Source organism: Magnetospirillum sp. WYHS-4, assembly GCA_039908345.1.
GTDB lineage: Bacteria > Pseudomonadota > Alphaproteobacteria > Rhodospirillales > GLO-3 > JAMOBD01.
Window position 1 is genome coordinate 34083 of the sequence record JAMOBD010000008.1, and the last position, 16327, is coordinate 50409.

Here is a 16327-nt window from a genome sequence, read left to right on the forward strand (position 1 = left end):
TGGCAAGGCCCTTCATGACCCGCCCCCGTCTTTTCTGCTTCGGCCTCGGTTACAGCGCCCGCGTCCTGGCGGCCCGGCTGCGGGCGGCCGGCTGGGCGGTGGCCGGCACCACCCAGCATCCGGACAAGCGCGCCGCCCTGGAAGCGGAGGGCTACCAAGCCTTCCTCATGGATCGTGGACATCCTCTCGCCGATGCGGCCGGCGCCCTGGCCGGCACCACCCATCTGCTGAGTTCGGTGCCACCCGACTCGCTGGGGGACGCGGTGCTCGACCAGCATCTGGGGGACTTGCGGGCCATCGCGAACCTCGCCTGGGCGGGCTACCTGTCGACCACCGGGGTCTACGGCGATACCGGAGGGGCGGTGGTGGACGAAACGGCCCTGGTCGCCCCGACGTCGGAACGTAGCCGGCGCCGTGCCGAGGCCGAAGCCAGGTGGCGCGTCTCCGGCCTGCCCATCCACGTCTTCCGCCTGCCCGGCATCTACGGACCGGGATCGAGCGCGCTGGACAAGGTGCGGGCCGGCGAGGCCCGGCGCATCGACCGCCCCGGCCATCGCTTCTGCCGAATCCATGTCGAGGACATCGCCGAAGTCCTGACGGCCTCCATGAGAAGGCCGAATCCCGGCGCCGTCTACAACGTCTGCGACGACGAACCGGCAAGCCCGGCGGAAGTCACCGCCTTCGCCTGCCGCCTGTTAGGCATGGAGCCGCCCCCCCTGGAACCTTTCGCCGAAGCGGCCAAGGCCATGTCGGCCATGGCGTTGTCGTTCTGGAACGATAACCGCGCGGTCGCCAACGGCCGCATCAAGCAGGAACTGGGCGTGGTCCTGAAATACCCCGACTACCGGACGGGCCTGGCGGCAATTCGCAAGGCGGAATCCCCCGGGTCAGACCGACGATAGGGCGTTGTTGATCACCCAGTGCAGGTCCTTCAGATGCTTGAAGGCTTCCTTCAGGCGGGCCCGCTCGCCGCGCGTCAGCACCGCCGGATCGACCATGTTGCGTTGTCCGGCGATATTGCCGGCCGCCAGGGCGGCTTGGTGGCGCAACAGGATGCGGGCGATCATCTCGTGGGTGTCGATCAGCCGTTGGGCCTCATCGCAGGGAATGTGCTTGCCGTCGCAAAGCGCCCGCAGACGGTCCCGCGTCGAGGCCACCGAAATACCGTGCTTGAGCGCCAGAAGCCGCACCGTGTTGACGATGGGCCAGACGCCGTTGCGCTTCAGGTCGAGCTTGCCTTCCACCAGCTTGAACCGGTTGAACAAGCCCAGCGGGTTGATGTCGGACACCGTCCCCGCCAGGGCATGGAGGAAGGGTGCCGAGACTCGGGCGCGGGAGATCAACTCGTCGCGGAGGTTCTCGGCCAGGGTCAAGTCGCCGAACACGGGCCGGAAATCGAGAAAGATGTCGATGTTGAGCAGCGCCGAACCGTCCGCGCCGCGAACCCAGCCGGTGATTTCCTCCTGCCATTCGGACAGCGAGCGCCGCCACTGCGGGTTGGTGACCATGACGTCGCCCTTGCAGAAGGGGACACCCGCCCCGTCCAGGGCGGTCGTAATGCGCCGTGCCAGTTCCCCGAACCAGGGCGCCGCCGATTCGTCGCCCGTGTGGACGATGGCGTTGTCCTGGTCGGCACCCAGCATGGCCTCGCCGCGGCCTCCCGACCCCAGTACGAGCAACGACCAGGACGCGGGAGCGTCACCCCAGCCTTCCTGGCGCATGCCATCGACCGCCAGTTCCGCGGCACGCGCCGTGGTGTCGCAGAGCACGGCGCTGATTACCGCCGTGATCGACAACCCGTCGACACCTTCCGCCAGCAGATTGGCGATCAACTCGGGCAGACGCTTGCGTACCGCATCCATCTGGGCGGCGTCCTGGGCCGTCGAGACCTCGTCGCCGATGGCCAGGGCGTTGGAAGAGCGCAACTTCAGCAGGGTGCGGGCGGTGACCATGCCGGTCGGCTGCTGCCGCTCGTCCACCGCCACCAAGTGGCGGACGTTCAAGCGGTCCATGCGGCCCAGGGCCGTGTAGACGAAGGCGTCCTGCGAAACCGATTGCAGCGGCCGCCCCATGACGATGGAGACCGGTTGCTTGAGTCCCTGGCCGCCGGAGCGCGCGACCGCCCGCAGCACGTCCCGCTCGGTGACGATGCCCAACGCCTGCCCCAAGTCGTCCACCACCACCAGGGAACTGATCTTGGTTTCGGTCATGACTTGGCTCGCCTCGTGGACCGTGGCCGCGGTGCCGATGGTCCGGACCGGGCGGTTCATCACGTCGCGAATGCGGTGGCGATAGGGAAAGCTGTCGAGGGCCTTGAGCGGCTTCGTGTCGAGTTCCATGGGGGCGTGGCTCTTCGCACTGCAGCAAAACGCTGCCTTGTTAACACGGAAGCGCTTGCTCCGCAAAGAAAAGTTCGACGCCGTCTATGGGTTAGGCCAGACGCTCGGCCTGCTTCAGTTGAGGCCGGAAGCGGCCCAGGTAGGCTGGCAGGATGCCTTCGGCCGCGGTGGCGCCGACTCCCAGGCCGGCCTGGGTAGGCAGGGTTCCGGTGGCGATGTTGTCGCGCCCCAGCAGGATCACCTGGTCCTTGGTAAGCAGCGGCTTGGGCAGCAGGCCAAGGATGGCCGCCTGAAGCCGGGCCAGCCAGAAGGGCACCGGCATCAGCCAGCAGCGCCGGCCGGTAGCCGATAGCACCAGTTCCATGACCTCCTTGAAACTGTAGGTCTTGGGACCGACCACCTCGAAAATCCTGCCCTTGGCCGCCGTGTCGGTCAGCGCGGCGCGCACGGATTCCGCCACGTCCTCCACATAGACCGGCTGGAACCTGGGGCCGCCCCCGCCATAGAGGTCGATGTCGACCAGCGAATCCCCGCCGCCGAACAGGGTGACCTTGGGCGGGAAAGGGGCGCCCATCACCGGCAGCACCGGCGAGACGGTCGCCAGGCTGGCGAACAGATTGAAGAATCCGTCCTCGGGTCCGAAGACCACGCTCGGACGCAGGATGGTGGCCCCGGGAAAGGCTTCGAGAACCGCAGCCTCGCCTTCCGCCTTGGTGCGGGCATAGGCCGAGGGGGACGCCGCATCGGCCCCCAGGGCGGACACATGGACCAGGCGCTTCACCCCGGCGGCGGCGGACGCCTTGGCGACGATGGCGGCACCCTCGGCGTGGATGAGCCGGAAGGTGGCGCGGCCGCTCTCGTAAAGAATCCCGACCAGATTGACCACCGCCTGGGCGCCCTTGACCACCAGGGCCACGGCCTCCGGATCGGTGACACTGGCCTTGATGGGCACGATCTGGCCGGGGCCGCCCAACGGCTTAAGGAACGAGGCCGCTTCGGTATCGCGCACCGCGACGCGCACGGTGAAGCCATCGGCGGCCAGCCGCTGGACCACGTGCCGCCCCAGGAATCCCGATCCGCCGAATACGGTGACGATGCGTCGCGCCATGGCTTGTTCCTCCTTGGATACCGGAACCGGCTTACACCCTCCCGGAGAACGGCGTCAACAGTGCCCCGTTGACAGGACGATCCGAGGCGGGTAGACGTGTGCCTCCTGTCGCTCCGGCGGCGGGGGAAAGGCTGATTCCCGGTGCCCAGGTGGCGGAATTGGTAGACGCGCTAGATTCAGGTTCTAGTGGCCGAAAGGTCGTGGAAGTTCGAGTCTTCTCCTGGGCACCACTTCTCCCTTCCTCCAGGATGGAGGGGCCGACCCGATGACCGACCGCAAGCCCGTGATCGAACTCCACGAAGGCGATCTGCCGGCAGGCATTTCGTTTGGGAACTCCGTGGCGGTCGACACCGAGACCACGGGTCTCCATCCCCATCGCGATCGCCTCTGCCTGGTCCAGCTTTCGGCCGGCGACGGCGTCTGCCACTTGGTGCGCATCCACCGCGACCGCGACGCCGCCAACCTGAAGGCGCTGTTCGCCGATCCGGCGGTGGTCAAGATTTTCCACTTCGCCCGCTTCGACGTGACCATGATCCGCCGCCATCTGGGCGTCGACTGCCGGCCGGTCTATTGCACCCGCATCGCCTCGCGCCTGGCCCGCACCTATACCCAAAGCCACGGCCTCAAGGACTGCTGCAAGGAACTGCTGGGCATCGAGATTTCCAAGGAACAACAGTCCTCCGACTGGGCGGCCGCCGAGTTGTCGCCAGCCCAGCGGGTCTACGCCGCCACCGATGTCCTGCACCTGCATGCCCTGCGCGACAGGCTGGACGCCATGCTGGCCCGCGAGGGAAGGCGGGACTTGGCGCGGGCCTGCTTCGATTTCCTGGGCACCCGCGCCGAGCTGGATCTGGGCGGCTGGGCGGACGAGGACATCTTCTCCCACTCTTGAGCCAACGGCGTTCGCCGGAAAGTCCAGGCTTCCGGATTCCGGGCCGGGAGTGCCGCAGGAAAAGCGCCTTAATCGTCGCTCATCTTGAGGGCGGCGATGAAGGCGGACTGGGGGATTTCCACCTTGCCGAACTGGCGCATGCGCTTCTTGCCCGCCTTCTGCTTTTCCAGCAGCTTGCGCTTGCGGGACACGTCGCCGCCGTAGCACTTGGCGGTCACGTCCTTGCGGAAGGCGCTGATGGTTTCCCGCGCCACCACCTTGCCGCCGATGGCCGCCTGGATGGGAATCTTGAACATCTGGCGCGGAATCAGATCTTTCAGGCGTTCGCAGACCGACCGGCCGCGGAATTCAGCCTGGCTGCGATGGCAGATGAAGGCAAGGGCGTCCACCGGTTCGTCGTTGACCAGGATCTGGACCTTCACCAGATCGCCTTCCTGGAAATCGTCCATCTCGTAGTCGAAGCTGGCATAGCCGCGCGAGATCGACTTCAGGCGGTCGTAGAAGTCGAAGACCACCTCGTTGAGCGGCAGGCGGTAGACCGCCATCGCCCGGCCGCCCACGTAGGTCAGTTCGATCTGCTGGCCGCGCCGGTCGTTGCAGAGCTGGAGAATCGACCCCAGGAACTCGTCGGGCACCATGATGGTAGCCCGGATCCAGGGTTCGGCGATGGTCGCGATCTTGACCAGTTCCGGCATGTCGGCCGGATTGTGCAGGTCGATGGCGGTACCGTCGGTCAATTCCAGCTTATAGGCCACCGAGGGCGCCGTGGTGATCAAGTCCAGGTTGAATTCGCGCTCCAGGCGCTCCTGGATGATTTCCAAGTGCAGCAAGCCCAGGAAACCGCAGCGGAACCCCAGGCCCAGCGCCATCGAATTTTCCGGCTCGTACTGGAAGCTGGCGTCGTTGAGCCTGAGCTTGGCCAGCGAATCGCGCAGGTCGTCGAAGTTGGCGGCGTCCGACGGGAACAGGGAGCAAAAGACCACCGGCACCGAGGGCTTGAAGCCGGCCAACGGCGCCTCGGCCGGGCGGCGGTCCTCGGTGATGGTGTCGCCGATGTTGGTGTCGGCCACCGTCTTGATGGCCGCCGTGATGTAGCCGACCTCGCCGGGGCCCAGTTCGTCCACCTTGACCGGCTTGGGCGTGAAGACGCCCACCTGGTCCACCTGATGGGTGGCGCCCGACGACATCATGCGGATCTTCATGCCCTTCTTCAGGACGCCGTCGTGCATGCGCACCAGGATCATGACCCCCAGGTAGGGGTCGTACCAGGAATCGACCAGCAGCGCCTTCAGGGGGGCTTCCCGCTCGCCTTCCGGGGCGGGCAGGCGCTTGACCAGGGCCTCCAGCACGTCGGGCACGCCCAGACCGGTCTTGGCCGAAATCATCACCGCGTCCGAACAGTCCAGGCCCACCACGTCCTCGATCTGGCGCTTGATGCGGTCGGAGTCGGCGGCCGGCAGGTCGATCTTGTTGAGCACCGGGATGATCTCGTGCCCGTTGTCGATGGCCAGGTAGGCGTTGGCCAGCGTCTGGGCCTCCACCCCCTGGGTGGCGTCCACCACCAGCAGCGAGCCCTCGCAGGCGGCCAGGCTGCGGCTGACCTCGTAGGCGAAGTCCACATGACCCGGCGTGTCCATCAGGTTGAGCTGATAGGTCTCGCCGTCCTGGGCCTTGTATTCGAGGCGCACCGTCTGGGCCTTGATGGTGATGCCGCGTTCGCGCTCGATGTCCATGGAATCGAGCACTTGTTCGCGCATCTCGCGGTCGGTCAGTCCGCCGCAAAGCTGGATCAGGCGATCCGCCAGGGTCGACTTGCCGTGGTCGATGTGGGCGATGATGGAGAAATTGCGGATGTGCTTCTGGTCGCTCATGAGCGAGCTTCTATACCGCCCGCGTCCGCTTGCCAAGCCTGGACGCACCGCACTCGCGATGTCCCGTCGACGGGCAGGGCGTTGCCAGCAGTTCTAATTTTGGCCTGAGGCGAGAATCAGGGGATTGAACGAAACCGCTTCGCGGCAGGGGAGTGAGGGAGGCGGCGAGACCTCCTGTCGACGAGCGCCTGAATGCCGACCTCAAGCACGCCATTCCTGCCCGAACCAAGGACAAACTCAAATCGGCGACCAACGGACACGCTATACCGCGTAGAGACTTCTTCCTGCCGGGGCAATAGCTTGGATTCGTTGCCCTGTCAGAACCAGCCCGTCTTGAGGGACTCGGTAGCCCCCACCAGGGCGCGGCGGATGCCGGGTTCCATCACCGAATGTCCGGCGTCGGGAACTACGACGTAGCGGGCGTCCGGCCAGGCATCCGCCAGTTCGCGGGCGTTCACCGCGGGGCAGATCATGTCGTAGCGCCCCTGCACGATGATGGCCGGCCGATGGCGCAGGCGATGGACTCCGGCCAGCAGGTGCCCTTCCGGCATGAAAAGAGCGTTGCGGAAGTAATGCGCCTCCAGGCGCGCCAGCCCAAGGGCGGCCGGAGCATCCCCCGACAGGGCCAGGGCCATGTCGGGGTCCGGCGGCAGCAGGGTCGAGCAGACCGTCTCGTAACGACTCCAGGCCCGGGCCGCCGGAAAGTGCACCGCCGGGTCGGGATGGTCGAGGCGCCGCCAATAGGCGCCAAGCAGGTCGTCCCGCTCGCCGGCCGGGATGGGCGCGGCGAATTCCGCCCAGGCTTCGGGAAAGACGGTGCGCATACCGTAGAGAAACCAGTCGACCTCCCGGCGCCGACAGAGAAAGACGCCGCGCAGCACGAAGCCGCTGCAACGCTCCGGATGGGCGATGCCATAGGCGAGCGCCAGGGAAGCCCCCCAGGACCCTCCGAACACCAGCCAGCGCTCGATGTCCAGCATCCTGCGCAGGCGTTCCATGTCCTCGACCAGATGAGGCGTGGTGTTGGCGACCGTCGATCCGTGGGGCAGCGATCGCCCGCAGCCGCGCTGGTCGAAGATGACGATGCGGTAATGCAGGGGATCGAAGAAGCGGCGATGGTTGGGGCTGGCGCCCGCGCCCGGCCCGCCGTGCAGGAAGACCACCGGGCGCCCTTCCGGATGGCCGCTTTGCTCCCAGTAGATCCGATGGCCGTCGCCCACATCAAGCCAGCCCTTCTCGAAAGGTTCGAAGGGAGCGAACAGATCGGTGCGGATACGGCTTTCGTCCATGGCGGAACCATTATAGGACGTAGGCATGGGTTGTCTCGGGGAAAAGGCCATGGGCTTTCTCGCCGTACTGCTGCTGGTGGTTTCGTCCCCGGCGCTGGCGGACGGACCGGTGCGGGCCGTGCTCGACGGCGACACCCTGGTGGTGGAATCGGTCCAGGTCCGCTTAGCCGGCCTGCTGGCGCCCAAGGGCGACGAGGCGGGCGCGGCCGCGGCGCGCGAGGAATTGGAATCCCTGGCCCTGGGCCGGCGCCTGATTCTCGACGACGAGGAAAGGCCCATCGACCGCCATGGACGGCGGCTCGCCCAGGCGACCTTGGAGAACGGCACGTGGCTTCAGGGCGAGATGCTGCGGCGAGGCCTGGCCCGGGTGCAAACCCTCCCCGACGCCCGAGGCCGGGCCCGCGAGATGCTGGCGCTGGAGGCCGAAGCCCGCACGGCCCGCCGAGGACTCTGGGCCGACAAGGCCTGGCGGCCGCGCGGCCCGGTGCCCGGTCCGCTGCTCAAGGAAGCCGGCAGTTTCCAACTCGTCGAAGGCCGCGTGGCGGCGGCCGCCAGGGTCAAGGGGACGGTGTACCTGAACTTCGACGACAATTGGCGCACCGACTTCACCGCCGTCCTCGGCAAGGCGGCACTCAAGCTGTTCAAGGCCGATGGTGTCGATCCCCTGGCCTACAAGAGCCGCCTGGTCCGGGTACGCGGCTGGCTGGCCAGCCGCGACGGCCCGGCGATCGACGTCACTCACCCCGAACAGATCGAAGTCCTGGAATAATCAACCGGCGATGACCTTGATGGGCTGACCGGGCGTGACTTCTTGGCCGGGCTGCAGATCGTTGAGCAGTCGGAAAGCCTCGCCGTTGTATTTCCCGAAAGGCAGGGTCTGGGCCAGTTTGTCGGCGCTGTCGGCCTTGCCCACGGGAACGACGATCAGGCGCTGGGCCTGGACCTTGGCGGCCTCTTCGGCGGACAGGCGGCGGAAACTGTAGGTGGTCCGCTGGAAGTCGGTGGTCCAGGCGGAGGACTTTCCCGACGGCGCGATGAAGGCGAGCCGGAACATGTCCGATCCGTCCCCCTGCAAGGCGACGACGCGCACGTCGACCGGCTTGTTGCCCATGGACCCCTTGGTGGTGGCGGTGGCGGCGGGAATGCCGTTGACCGTGATGGAGTCCAGGTTCGACAGGGAACTCGAATTGGCCAGCCATTCGTTGCGGATGTAGTTGGCGGGCGAATTGCTCCGCTTGGGGTGCCCCGTGTCGAAGACGATGGTGCCGCCGTCCGGATGGCGGGCGGTGACCTTGGTCGGCGAATTGACCAAGCGGAAGCCTTCCGGCACCTCGTACTCGAAGCGCATCTTGGGATGGACGAAGCGGCGCCCCTGGCTGATGCCCTGTTCGGGATCGTCGCCGTAAAGCATGCCGTTGATCCGGTCGAGGTACTCCTGGCGGCGGATCGCCGCGCCCTTCTGGCGAGTGACTTGGGCCTGGGCCTGGGCTTCCTTGACCCGATCCACGGTGCGGGGATGGGTGGACATGACGTTGTATTCGTCGACCTTGCCCGCCGGCAGGCCCATCATCCTCGCTTCCAGCATGCTGTGGTCGCGCAGGGTATTGAGGAAGCTGACCATGGCATCGGGCTCGTAGCCGGCCTTGCTCATGTAGCGTACGCCCAACAGGTCGGCCTCGAACTCCTGATCGCGGGAGAAGCCCTGCAGATAGGCCTGCGCGCCGTAGCCGGCCAGGCTGGCCAATCCCTGGCCTCCGGCCACGCTCAACACCACCAGACCGACCTGGGCCAGGGTCGCCTTGCTCAGGCGTTCGGCGGTATGACGTGCGTTGACGTGGCCCAGCTCGTGCGCCAGCACGCCGGCCATTTCGGCCTCGTTGGACGCCAGCGCCAGCAGGCCCCGCGAAATGAAGACCTGGCCGCCCGGCAAGGCGAAGGCGTTGATGATCGACGAGTTCAGGATCGTGAACTTGTAAGGAAAATTTGTGTGCTCGGTATGGACGGCAAGCCGAAGCCCGACCTCGGTGACGTAGGAATCGATGCGCGGGTCCGTGTAGGCGCCGCCGAATTCCTTGGTCAGCTTGGGGCCTTCCTCCTTGCCGATGCGGATATCGTCTTCCTCGGAATAGAAGCCGGTGAAGGCGGTACGTCCGGTGGGGCTGGTCGAGACGCAACCGGACAGGGCGGCGGAGGCGATCAGCGTGGAAGCGAAGCGGCGGCGCGAGACGAGCATCGTAACCCTCTTTGAAACGGACGACAGGAACGTAGAGAATACTCCCTAATCTTTGCGGCGGCAAAATGGCGGGAAGGGACGAAGGGATCAGCCCTTCATGGCCACCATCAGACGCGCCAGTTCCACCGCCGTCTTGACCCCCATCTTCTCGAAGACGTGGGCACGGTGGACTTCGACGGTACGCATGCTGATGCCCAGGCGGTCGGCGATCACCTTGTTCATCCGGCCTTCGAGGATAAGATCCATGACCTGGCGCTCCCGCTCGCTCAAGGAGGCCAGGCGGGCGGCCAGCGAATCCGCGCCGGCTTGCCGGGCGCGCCGCCGGGCGTCTTGGGCCAGGGCCTCGATCACCTTGTCGACCAGATCGTTGTCGTTGAAAGGCTTCTCCACGAAATCGAAGGCCCCCTTCTTGAGCGCCTGCACGGCGATGGGGACGTCGCCATGGCCGGTGAGGAAGATCACCGGCAGGCGGCAACCTCGATCCCTGATGCGGTCGAACAGGTCCAGCCCGCTCATGCCCTCCATGCGGATGTCGAGCACCAGGCACCCGGCGGCCGGTTCCTGTCTTGCCAGGAAGGCCTCGGCCGAGGGATGGGCCTCCGCCTCCAGTCCGCGCGAGGACAGCAGCCAGGTGAGGGAATCCCGGATCGCCTCGTCATCGTCGACGATATGCACCTTCATGGCTCGGCCATGGGCAGCGCGAAGCGGAAGACGCTGCCCCCTTCCGGATTGCCTTGGAACCACAAACGGCCCCGATGCTGCTCGATCACCGAGCGGCAGATGTTGAGCCCCATGCCCATGCCCTCGCTCTTGGTGCTGAAGAAGGGGGTGAAGAGCCGGTCGACCGCATCGGGCATCACGCCCGTCCCCCGATCGGCCACCGCGACCAGAATCATACCCTCGGCCTCCGTCGTCGACACCAGAAGACGGCGGTCCGCGGCCGGAGTCTCGATCATGGCCTCCATGCCGTTGCGTATCAGGTTCAACATCACCTGGCCCAGCATGATGCGGTCGCCCAGCACCAGCGGCCGGACGGCCCGGATGTCGGTTTCGATACGTACTCCGCGCTGGCGGGCGTCGGCCTCGACGAACCCGATACTGTCTTCGATGACGTCGTCCAGGAAACAAGGCGCCATGTTGGGCTCGCTCTTGCGCACGAAGTCGTGCACCCGGCGGATGATGCGTCCGGCGCGTTGCGCCTGCGCCGCCAGCTTTTCCACCGCCTGGATCAGATCCTCCCGGACGAATTTTCCCGAAGCCAGCTTGTTGAGGCAGCCGGTGGCATAGCTGGCGATGGCGGCCAAGGGCTGGTTCAATTCGTGGGCCAGGCTGGAGGCCATTTCCCCCATGGTCACCAGACGGGCGGTCTGCTGCAGCTTTTCCTGCTCGCGCGCCGCCAACTCCTGGGCCCGTTTGCGGTCGGTGATGTCCAGCACCGACCCCATCCAGCCGGTGTGGCGACCGTCGGCGCCGATCAGCGGCGCCTCATAGATCAGGGCATCGAACAGGTCGCCGTCGCGTCGGCGGAACTGCAATTCGAAGCCTTCCCGCGGTGCCTGGCCATCAAGCACGGCCTGATTGAGGGCCATGGTGGCCTCTACGTCCTCGGGCAGCCAATAGGGCATCGGCGGCGACCGGCCGACCAGATCTTCGGCCGGCCAGCCCACCATGCGGCAGAAGGCCGGATTCACGTAGGTGATGCGGCCCTCCAGGTCGCGGGCCCGCATGCCGACGGTCAGGGAATCCTCCATCGCCTTGCGGAAGGCATGTTCGGCGTGCAGGGCCTGTTCGGCCGCTACCCGCCGCTGGATATGGCGGCGCACCGCCCACAGGCTGAGGATGGCCGATACCGCCAGACCGAGGATGGCGGCCGCCAGGGCGTTGCGGGTAAACGAGGTCTCGGACGGGTAGACCGATGCCTTCAGGGCCATGTCGTGGCCGGGCGGATCGAGGGGGACGACGTAGCTGCGGCCCGGCTCGACGGCCAGGCGCGACTTGGTACCCAGTTCGTTGCCGTTGCCGTCGACGATGGAAACCCGGTACTTCTCCGCCACCCACCAGGGGACATGGGACCCCAGCAGATCGTCCAGGGAAAAGATGGCGACCAGCATGGCGGCCAGTTTCCCGTCGCGGAACACCGGCACCTGCATTTCGAAGCCGGTGCCGCCCGGCGGGGTGCTTACCGGGCCGCTGAAGGCCCGCTTGCCGAGTTTGGCCGCCATGGTGAAGGTACCCCCTTCGACGGGCGCCTCGCCGCCCGCCGAGGGGGGGACCGCCGCCAGTATCCGCCGGTCGGGCCCCAGCAGCAGGATGCGCTCGATCTCGGGCCCGTTGGCCACCAGATGGCCGGCGGTGGCTTTGAAATGGGCCATGTCCAGATGGCGGCGGGCCAATTCCTCCGCCAAGTGCTCCAGACGCTCCTCGGCGGTGGCGAGTTGAAATCCCAGGTTCTGTTCGACCCACAGGATGTTCTTGATAAGGGAATGGTATTCCTGTTCACGCTCGCTGCGGTAGAGAAGCCACAGGAAGGCCCCCAGCAGCAGCACGACCAGCACGATGGCGGCCAGGGGCATCGCATGCAGGGTTTCGCGAGCGGGTTTCGGCCTATTCTCCACGGGATCTCCGGAAATACTTGCGGATATCCACAATAGCGAAAGCCGACCCGTATCGCCAACATGTTACAGGGTGCGCGCCGCGCATGACAGGAGAAGGAGGATATCCATGAAGATAAGGACGCTGGCTTGGTGTCTGGTGGGCAGCCTGCTCGCCGTTCCCGCCCTGGCCGCCGACGACAAGCAGATCGTCATCAAGTTCAGCCATGTCGTGGCGCCCGACACGCCCAAGGGCAAGGCTGCCGTCAAGTTCAAGGAACTGGCCGAGGAGCGGACCAAGGGCCGCGTCAAGGTCGAGGTCTATCCCAACAGCCAGCTTTACAAGGACAAGGAAGAGATGGAGGCCCTGCAGCTGGGCGCCGTCCACCTCCTCGCTCCATCCCTGGCCAAGTTCGGGCCTCTGGGGGTGAAGGAATTCGAACTGTTCGACCTTCCCTACATCTTCGCCGACAAGAAGGTGTTGCAGAAGGTGACCACCGGGCCGGTGGGCGCCAAGCTGTTCCAGAAGCTGCAGACCAAGGGCATCTACGGCCTGGGGTTCTGGGATAACGGATTCAAGATCATGAGCGCCAACAAGCCGCTCAAGTCGCCGGCCGACTTCCGGGGCCTCAAGCTGCGCATCCAGTCCTCCAAGGTGCTGGATGCCCAGATGCGCGCCCTGGGCGCCCTGCCCCAGGTGATGGCCTTCTCGGAAGTCTATCAGGCCCTGCAGACCGGCGTGGTGGACGGTACCGAGAACCCGCCGTCCAACATGTATACCCAGAAGATGCACGAGGTGCAGAAGCACGCCACGCTTTCCGACCATGGCTATCTGGGCTACGCGGTCATCACCAACGTCAAGTTCTGGGAAGGCTTGCCGGGCGACGTCCGCAAGGAGTTGGAGATCGCCATGCAGGAGGCGACCAAGTTCGCCAACGACATCGCCCAGAAGGAAAACGACGATTCCCTGGCCGCGATGAAGGCCTCGGGCAAGACCGAGTTCTACACCTTGACGGCCGACGAGAAGGCCGCTTGGCGCAAGGCCCTGCTGCCCGTGCACAAGGAAATGGAGGCGCGCATCGGCGCCGACTTCATCAAGGAAGTCTACAAGGAGGCCGAGGCCCTCGGCCACAAGTACTAAGCGTTCGAGGGGGCGTCCCGGCCGCGGGACGCCCCTTCCGTTTCCGTCTCGCCAGGGGAGGCTTGGTCTTGCTGAAGATTCTCGACCGCCTGGAGGAAGTGATCATCTCCTTCCTCATGGCCGCGGCGACGCTGGTGATCTTCGCCGCCGTCGTCCATCGCTACGCTTCCGGTGTCTCGTTTCTCTATCCGATCATGCACCAGATCAACATGGGTTGGGCGCAGGAACTCTGCATCTACATGTTCATCTGGATGGCCAAGTTCGGCGCCGCCTACGGCGTGCGCACCGGCATTCACGTGGGCGTGGACGTGCTCATCAACCGGATGCAAACTCCCCTCAGGACCAAGTTCATCGTCTTCGGCCTGTTGTCCGGGGCGGTGTTCACCGGAACCATCGGCACGTTGGGCGCCTACTTCGTCTGGGAGATGGGACATACGGACCAGACTTCCCCCGACATGGAAATGCCGATGTGGATCATCTACTTGGCGATTCCCTTCGGCTCCTACCTGATGTGCTTCCGCTTCCTGCAAGTGGCCTGGACCTTCGTCCGCACCGGCGAACTGCCCCATCACGACCACAGCCACGTGGCCGGCATCGGCGAGGAGGAGGAAGCGGCGGCGAAGGCTGCGCAGAAGCCGGAAGACATCAACTGGTTCGAGTTGGACAACGACCTGCATCCGCGCGACGTCGCCCACCATCCCGAGGGTACGGAAGGCGAAGGCAAGGACGAGGAGAAGCGGCCATGAACGCCACCATCATCTTCGTCCTGCTGCTGGGGCTGATGCTTACCGGCATGCCGATTTCGATCTCGCTGGGCCTGACGGTGCTCACCTTCCTGTTCACCATGACCAGCGTGCCTATCGAAAGCGTGGCGATGAAGCTGTTCACCGGCATCGAGAAGTTCGAGATCATGGCGATTCCGTTCTTCATCCTGGCCGGCAATTTCCTCACCCACGGCGGCGTGGCCCGGCGCATGATCGCCTTCGCCACTTCCATGGTCGGCCATTGGAGCGGTGGCCTGGGCCTGGCCGGCGTGGTCGCCTGCGCCCTGTTCGCCGCCGTGTCCGGGTCCAGCCCGGCCACCGTGGTGGCCATCGGCTCGATCATCCTGCCGGCCATGGTCAAGCAGGGCTTTCCCGCCCGCTTCGGGGCCGGCGTCATCACCACCTCGGGCGCCCTGGGCATCCTGATCCCGCCTTCCATCGTCATGGTGATGTACGCGGTTTCCACCAACACCTCGGTCGGGCAGCTGTTCATGGCCGGCGTGGTGCCGGGCCTCATGCTGGCGTCCCTGCTGGGTCTGGTGACCTGGTGGATCGCCTACAAGAACGGCTATCCCCGCATGGAACGGGCCAACTGGGCCACCCGCCTCAAGACGTTCAAGGACAGCGTCTGGGGCCTGCTGCTGATCGTGGTGGTGATGGGCGGCATCTATTCGGGCATCTTCACCCCGACCGAGGCGGCGGCCATGAGTGCCGTCTACGCCTTCTTCGTGGCGGTCTTCGTCTACAAGGACATGTCCCTGAAGGATGTGCCGAAGGTGCTGCTGGCGTCGGCCAACATGAGCGCCATGTTGCTCTACATCATCACCAACGCCATCCTGTTCTCGTTCCTGATGACCAGCGAGAACATCCCCCAGGAGATGGCGGAATGGATGATCGGCAAGGACCTCAGCCCCTGGGTCTTCCTGTTGGCGGTCAACGTGCTGCTGTTGATGGCGGGCAATGTGATGGAGCCGTCCTCGATCACCCTCATCATGGCGCCCATTCTGTTCCCCATCGCCATGAAGCTGGGCATCGATCCGGTGCATTTCGGCATCATGATCGTGGTCAACATGGAAGTCGGCATGTGCCATCCGCCGGTGGGCCTGAACCTCTATGTGGCGTCCGGCATCACCCGCATGGGCATCACCGAGCTGACCATCGCGGTCATGCCCTGGCTGCTGACCATGCTGGGGTTCATGTTGCTCATCACCTACATCCCCGCCATTTCGCTCTGGCTGCCGCATTTGCTGGGAGCCCGATAGAGCCGGCAAGGAACGGCAAGGTGGGAACGATGGGGGTGCCCCGGCCGGGGCACCCCCATCCGCTTCAGGCGACGCAAGCTATGGGATCGAGAACCGGGGCCTGGGTGACGGTGCCTTGGCGACGGTCCACCAGAACAGGCAGGGGCGTCGTCTTCACCGAACGCCGTTCGGGCCCCACGTAGGTCTTGCTGCGAATGAAGGGCCGCGGCTTGAGGACCGCCATGGCCACCCGGCGGAACAGGTCGTCGGCGGAGAAGGGCTTGGCCAGGTATTCGTGGACACCGGCATCGCGGGCCGCGACCACGCATCGCCAATCGCAATGGCCGGACACCATCACGATGGGTAGTTCGGGGTTCAGCACGCCATCGTCGCGCCGTGCCAACCTGGTGAACTCGCAGCCGTTGACGATCGGCATCTCGTAATCCACCAGGACCACGTCGATGGGCAGCTTGCGCAGCAGGGCGAGCCCTTCCACCGCGTCCTCGGCCTCGATGACGTGCTTGAGGCCGAAGCCTGCCAGGGCGGCGCGCATCAGGATGCGGGCGAAGCGATTGTCGTCGATGATGAGGTAGGTCAATCCAGCCAGGAACGCGTGGGTTTTGGCGCCTTGGCCGTTATCGCGGGTCAGGTCCGTCATGGCGGGGTCCCCTCGTCTCTCGATCCCTCGTTCCCCCGGGGGCACTAAAGGTTTTTATGGTTTTGGATGGGAAAGTATAATCCGGAACCGAAACGATGTCCGTGACGGCCATCACACCCGGCCCCCGGAAAACCCCGCGATCCCTCGGTTTTCCAGCTTGGTCTTAATATAAGTATGTTCTAAACAACTCATGAAATCAG

Annotated in this window: 14 protein-coding genes and 1 tRNA gene; 7 read left to right on the forward strand and 8 right to left on the reverse strand. The window is 65.5% G+C overall.

What is annotated here, in order from left to right; genetic code table 11:
• Positions 1–14: 14 nt before the first annotated feature.
• Positions 15–902 carry an SDR family oxidoreductase gene (locus H7841_04455; protein MEO5336135.1) on the forward strand — a complete coding sequence of 296 codons (888 nt, stop codon included), beginning with the start codon at positions 15–17 and terminating at the stop codon, positions 900–902.
• Here the strand turns inward: H7841_04455 and H7841_04460 are convergent.
• Both H7841_04460 and H7841_04465 read right to left on the reverse strand, forming a co-directional pair.
• A complete protein-coding gene (locus tag H7841_04460) occupies positions 888–2339 on the reverse strand; it encodes a DUF294 nucleotidyltransferase-like domain-containing protein (GenBank protein MEO5336136.1) in 1452 nt (483 codons plus the stop codon). The two genes, H7841_04455 and H7841_04460, sit on opposite strands and share 15 nt — an antisense overlap.
• Before the next feature lie 91 nt (positions 2340–2430).
• Positions 2431–3447 carry a complex I NDUFA9 subunit family protein gene (locus H7841_04465; GenBank protein MEO5336137.1) on the reverse strand — a complete coding sequence of 339 codons (1017 nt, stop codon included), beginning with the start codon at positions 3445–3447 and terminating at the stop codon, positions 2431–2433.
• A gap of 143 nt (positions 3448–3590) precedes the next feature.
• On the opposite strand from H7841_04465, the gene H7841_04470 reads away from it, so the two are divergent.
• Positions 3591–3677, forward strand: a tRNA-Leu gene (locus H7841_04470).
• Positions 3678–3712: 35 nt separating this feature from the next.
• Entirely contained in the window at positions 3713–4339 is a 627-nt protein-coding gene (locus H7841_04475; protein ID MEO5336138.1) for a ribonuclease H-like domain-containing protein, read from the forward strand.
• A gap of 68 nt (positions 4340–4407) precedes the next feature.
• Here H7841_04475 and lepA read toward each other — a convergent pair whose 3' ends face one another.
• Both lepA and pip read right to left on the reverse strand, forming a co-directional pair.
• Complete coding sequence (lepA, locus tag H7841_04480) at positions 4408–6210, reverse strand: translation elongation factor 4 (GenBank protein ID MEO5336139.1); 1803 nt, start codon at positions 6208–6210, stop codon at positions 4408–4410.
• Positions 6211–6527: 317 nt separating this feature from the next.
• Positions 6528–7526 (reverse strand): prolyl aminopeptidase, encoded by a 999-nt coding sequence (gene pip, locus H7841_04485; protein ID MEO5336140.1) that lies wholly within the window; start codon positions 7524–7526, stop codon positions 6528–6530.
• A gap of 22 nt (positions 7527–7548) precedes the next feature.
• Between pip and H7841_04490 the strand changes: the two genes are divergently transcribed.
• Complete coding sequence (locus tag H7841_04490) at positions 7549–8268, forward strand: thermonuclease family protein (protein ID MEO5336141.1); 720 nt, start codon at positions 7549–7551, stop codon at positions 8266–8268.
• Here the strand turns inward: H7841_04490 and H7841_04495 are convergent, their stop codons facing one another.
• The 3 genes from H7841_04495 to H7841_04505 all read right to left on the reverse strand — a co-directional run bounded on the left by H7841_04495 (position 8269) and on the right by H7841_04505 (position 12347).
• On the reverse strand, positions 8269–9732 hold the full coding sequence (locus H7841_04495) for a M48 family metalloprotease (protein ID MEO5336142.1): 1464 nt from the start codon (positions 9730–9732) through the stop codon (positions 8269–8271). It lies immediately after the preceding gene.
• An 87-nt stretch (positions 9733–9819) separates the two neighbouring features.
• Complete coding sequence (locus H7841_04500; protein MEO5336143.1) at positions 9820–10413, reverse strand: response regulator; 594 nt, start codon at positions 10411–10413, stop codon at positions 9820–9822.
• Positions 10410–12347 carry a PAS domain S-box protein gene (locus H7841_04505; GenBank protein MEO5336144.1) on the reverse strand — a complete coding sequence of 646 codons (1938 nt, stop codon included), beginning with the start codon at positions 12345–12347 and terminating at the stop codon, positions 10410–10412. Before H7841_04505 ends, H7841_04500 begins: the two co-directional genes overlap by 4 nt.
• A 106-nt stretch (positions 12348–12453) precedes the next feature.
• On the opposite strand from H7841_04505, the gene H7841_04510 reads away from it, so the two are divergent.
• The 3 genes from H7841_04510 (at position 12454) to H7841_04520 (ending at position 15490) form a co-directional block, all read left to right on the forward strand.
• A complete protein-coding gene (locus H7841_04510; GenBank protein ID MEO5336145.1) occupies positions 12454–13464 on the forward strand; it encodes a TRAP transporter substrate-binding protein in 1011 nt (336 codons plus the stop codon).
• Positions 13465–13532: 68 nt separating this feature from the next.
• Complete coding sequence (locus H7841_04515) at positions 13533–14210, forward strand: TRAP transporter small permease (GenBank protein MEO5336146.1); 678 nt, start codon at positions 13533–13535, stop codon at positions 14208–14210.
• The gene (locus H7841_04520; protein ID MEO5336147.1) at positions 14207–15490 is read left to right on the forward strand and encodes a TRAP transporter large permease subunit; all 1284 of its coding nucleotides are present in this window, start codon (positions 14207–14209) and stop codon (positions 15488–15490) included. The genes H7841_04515 and H7841_04520 overlap by 4 nt, the downstream gene beginning before the upstream one ends.
• A 64-nt stretch (positions 15491–15554) precedes the next feature.
• Here H7841_04520 and H7841_04525 read toward each other — a convergent pair whose 3' ends face one another.
• Positions 15555–16127 (reverse strand): response regulator, encoded by a 573-nt coding sequence (locus H7841_04525; protein ID MEO5336148.1) that lies wholly within the window; start codon positions 16125–16127, stop codon positions 15555–15557.
• Between the last annotated feature and the right edge of the window lie 200 nt (positions 16128–16327).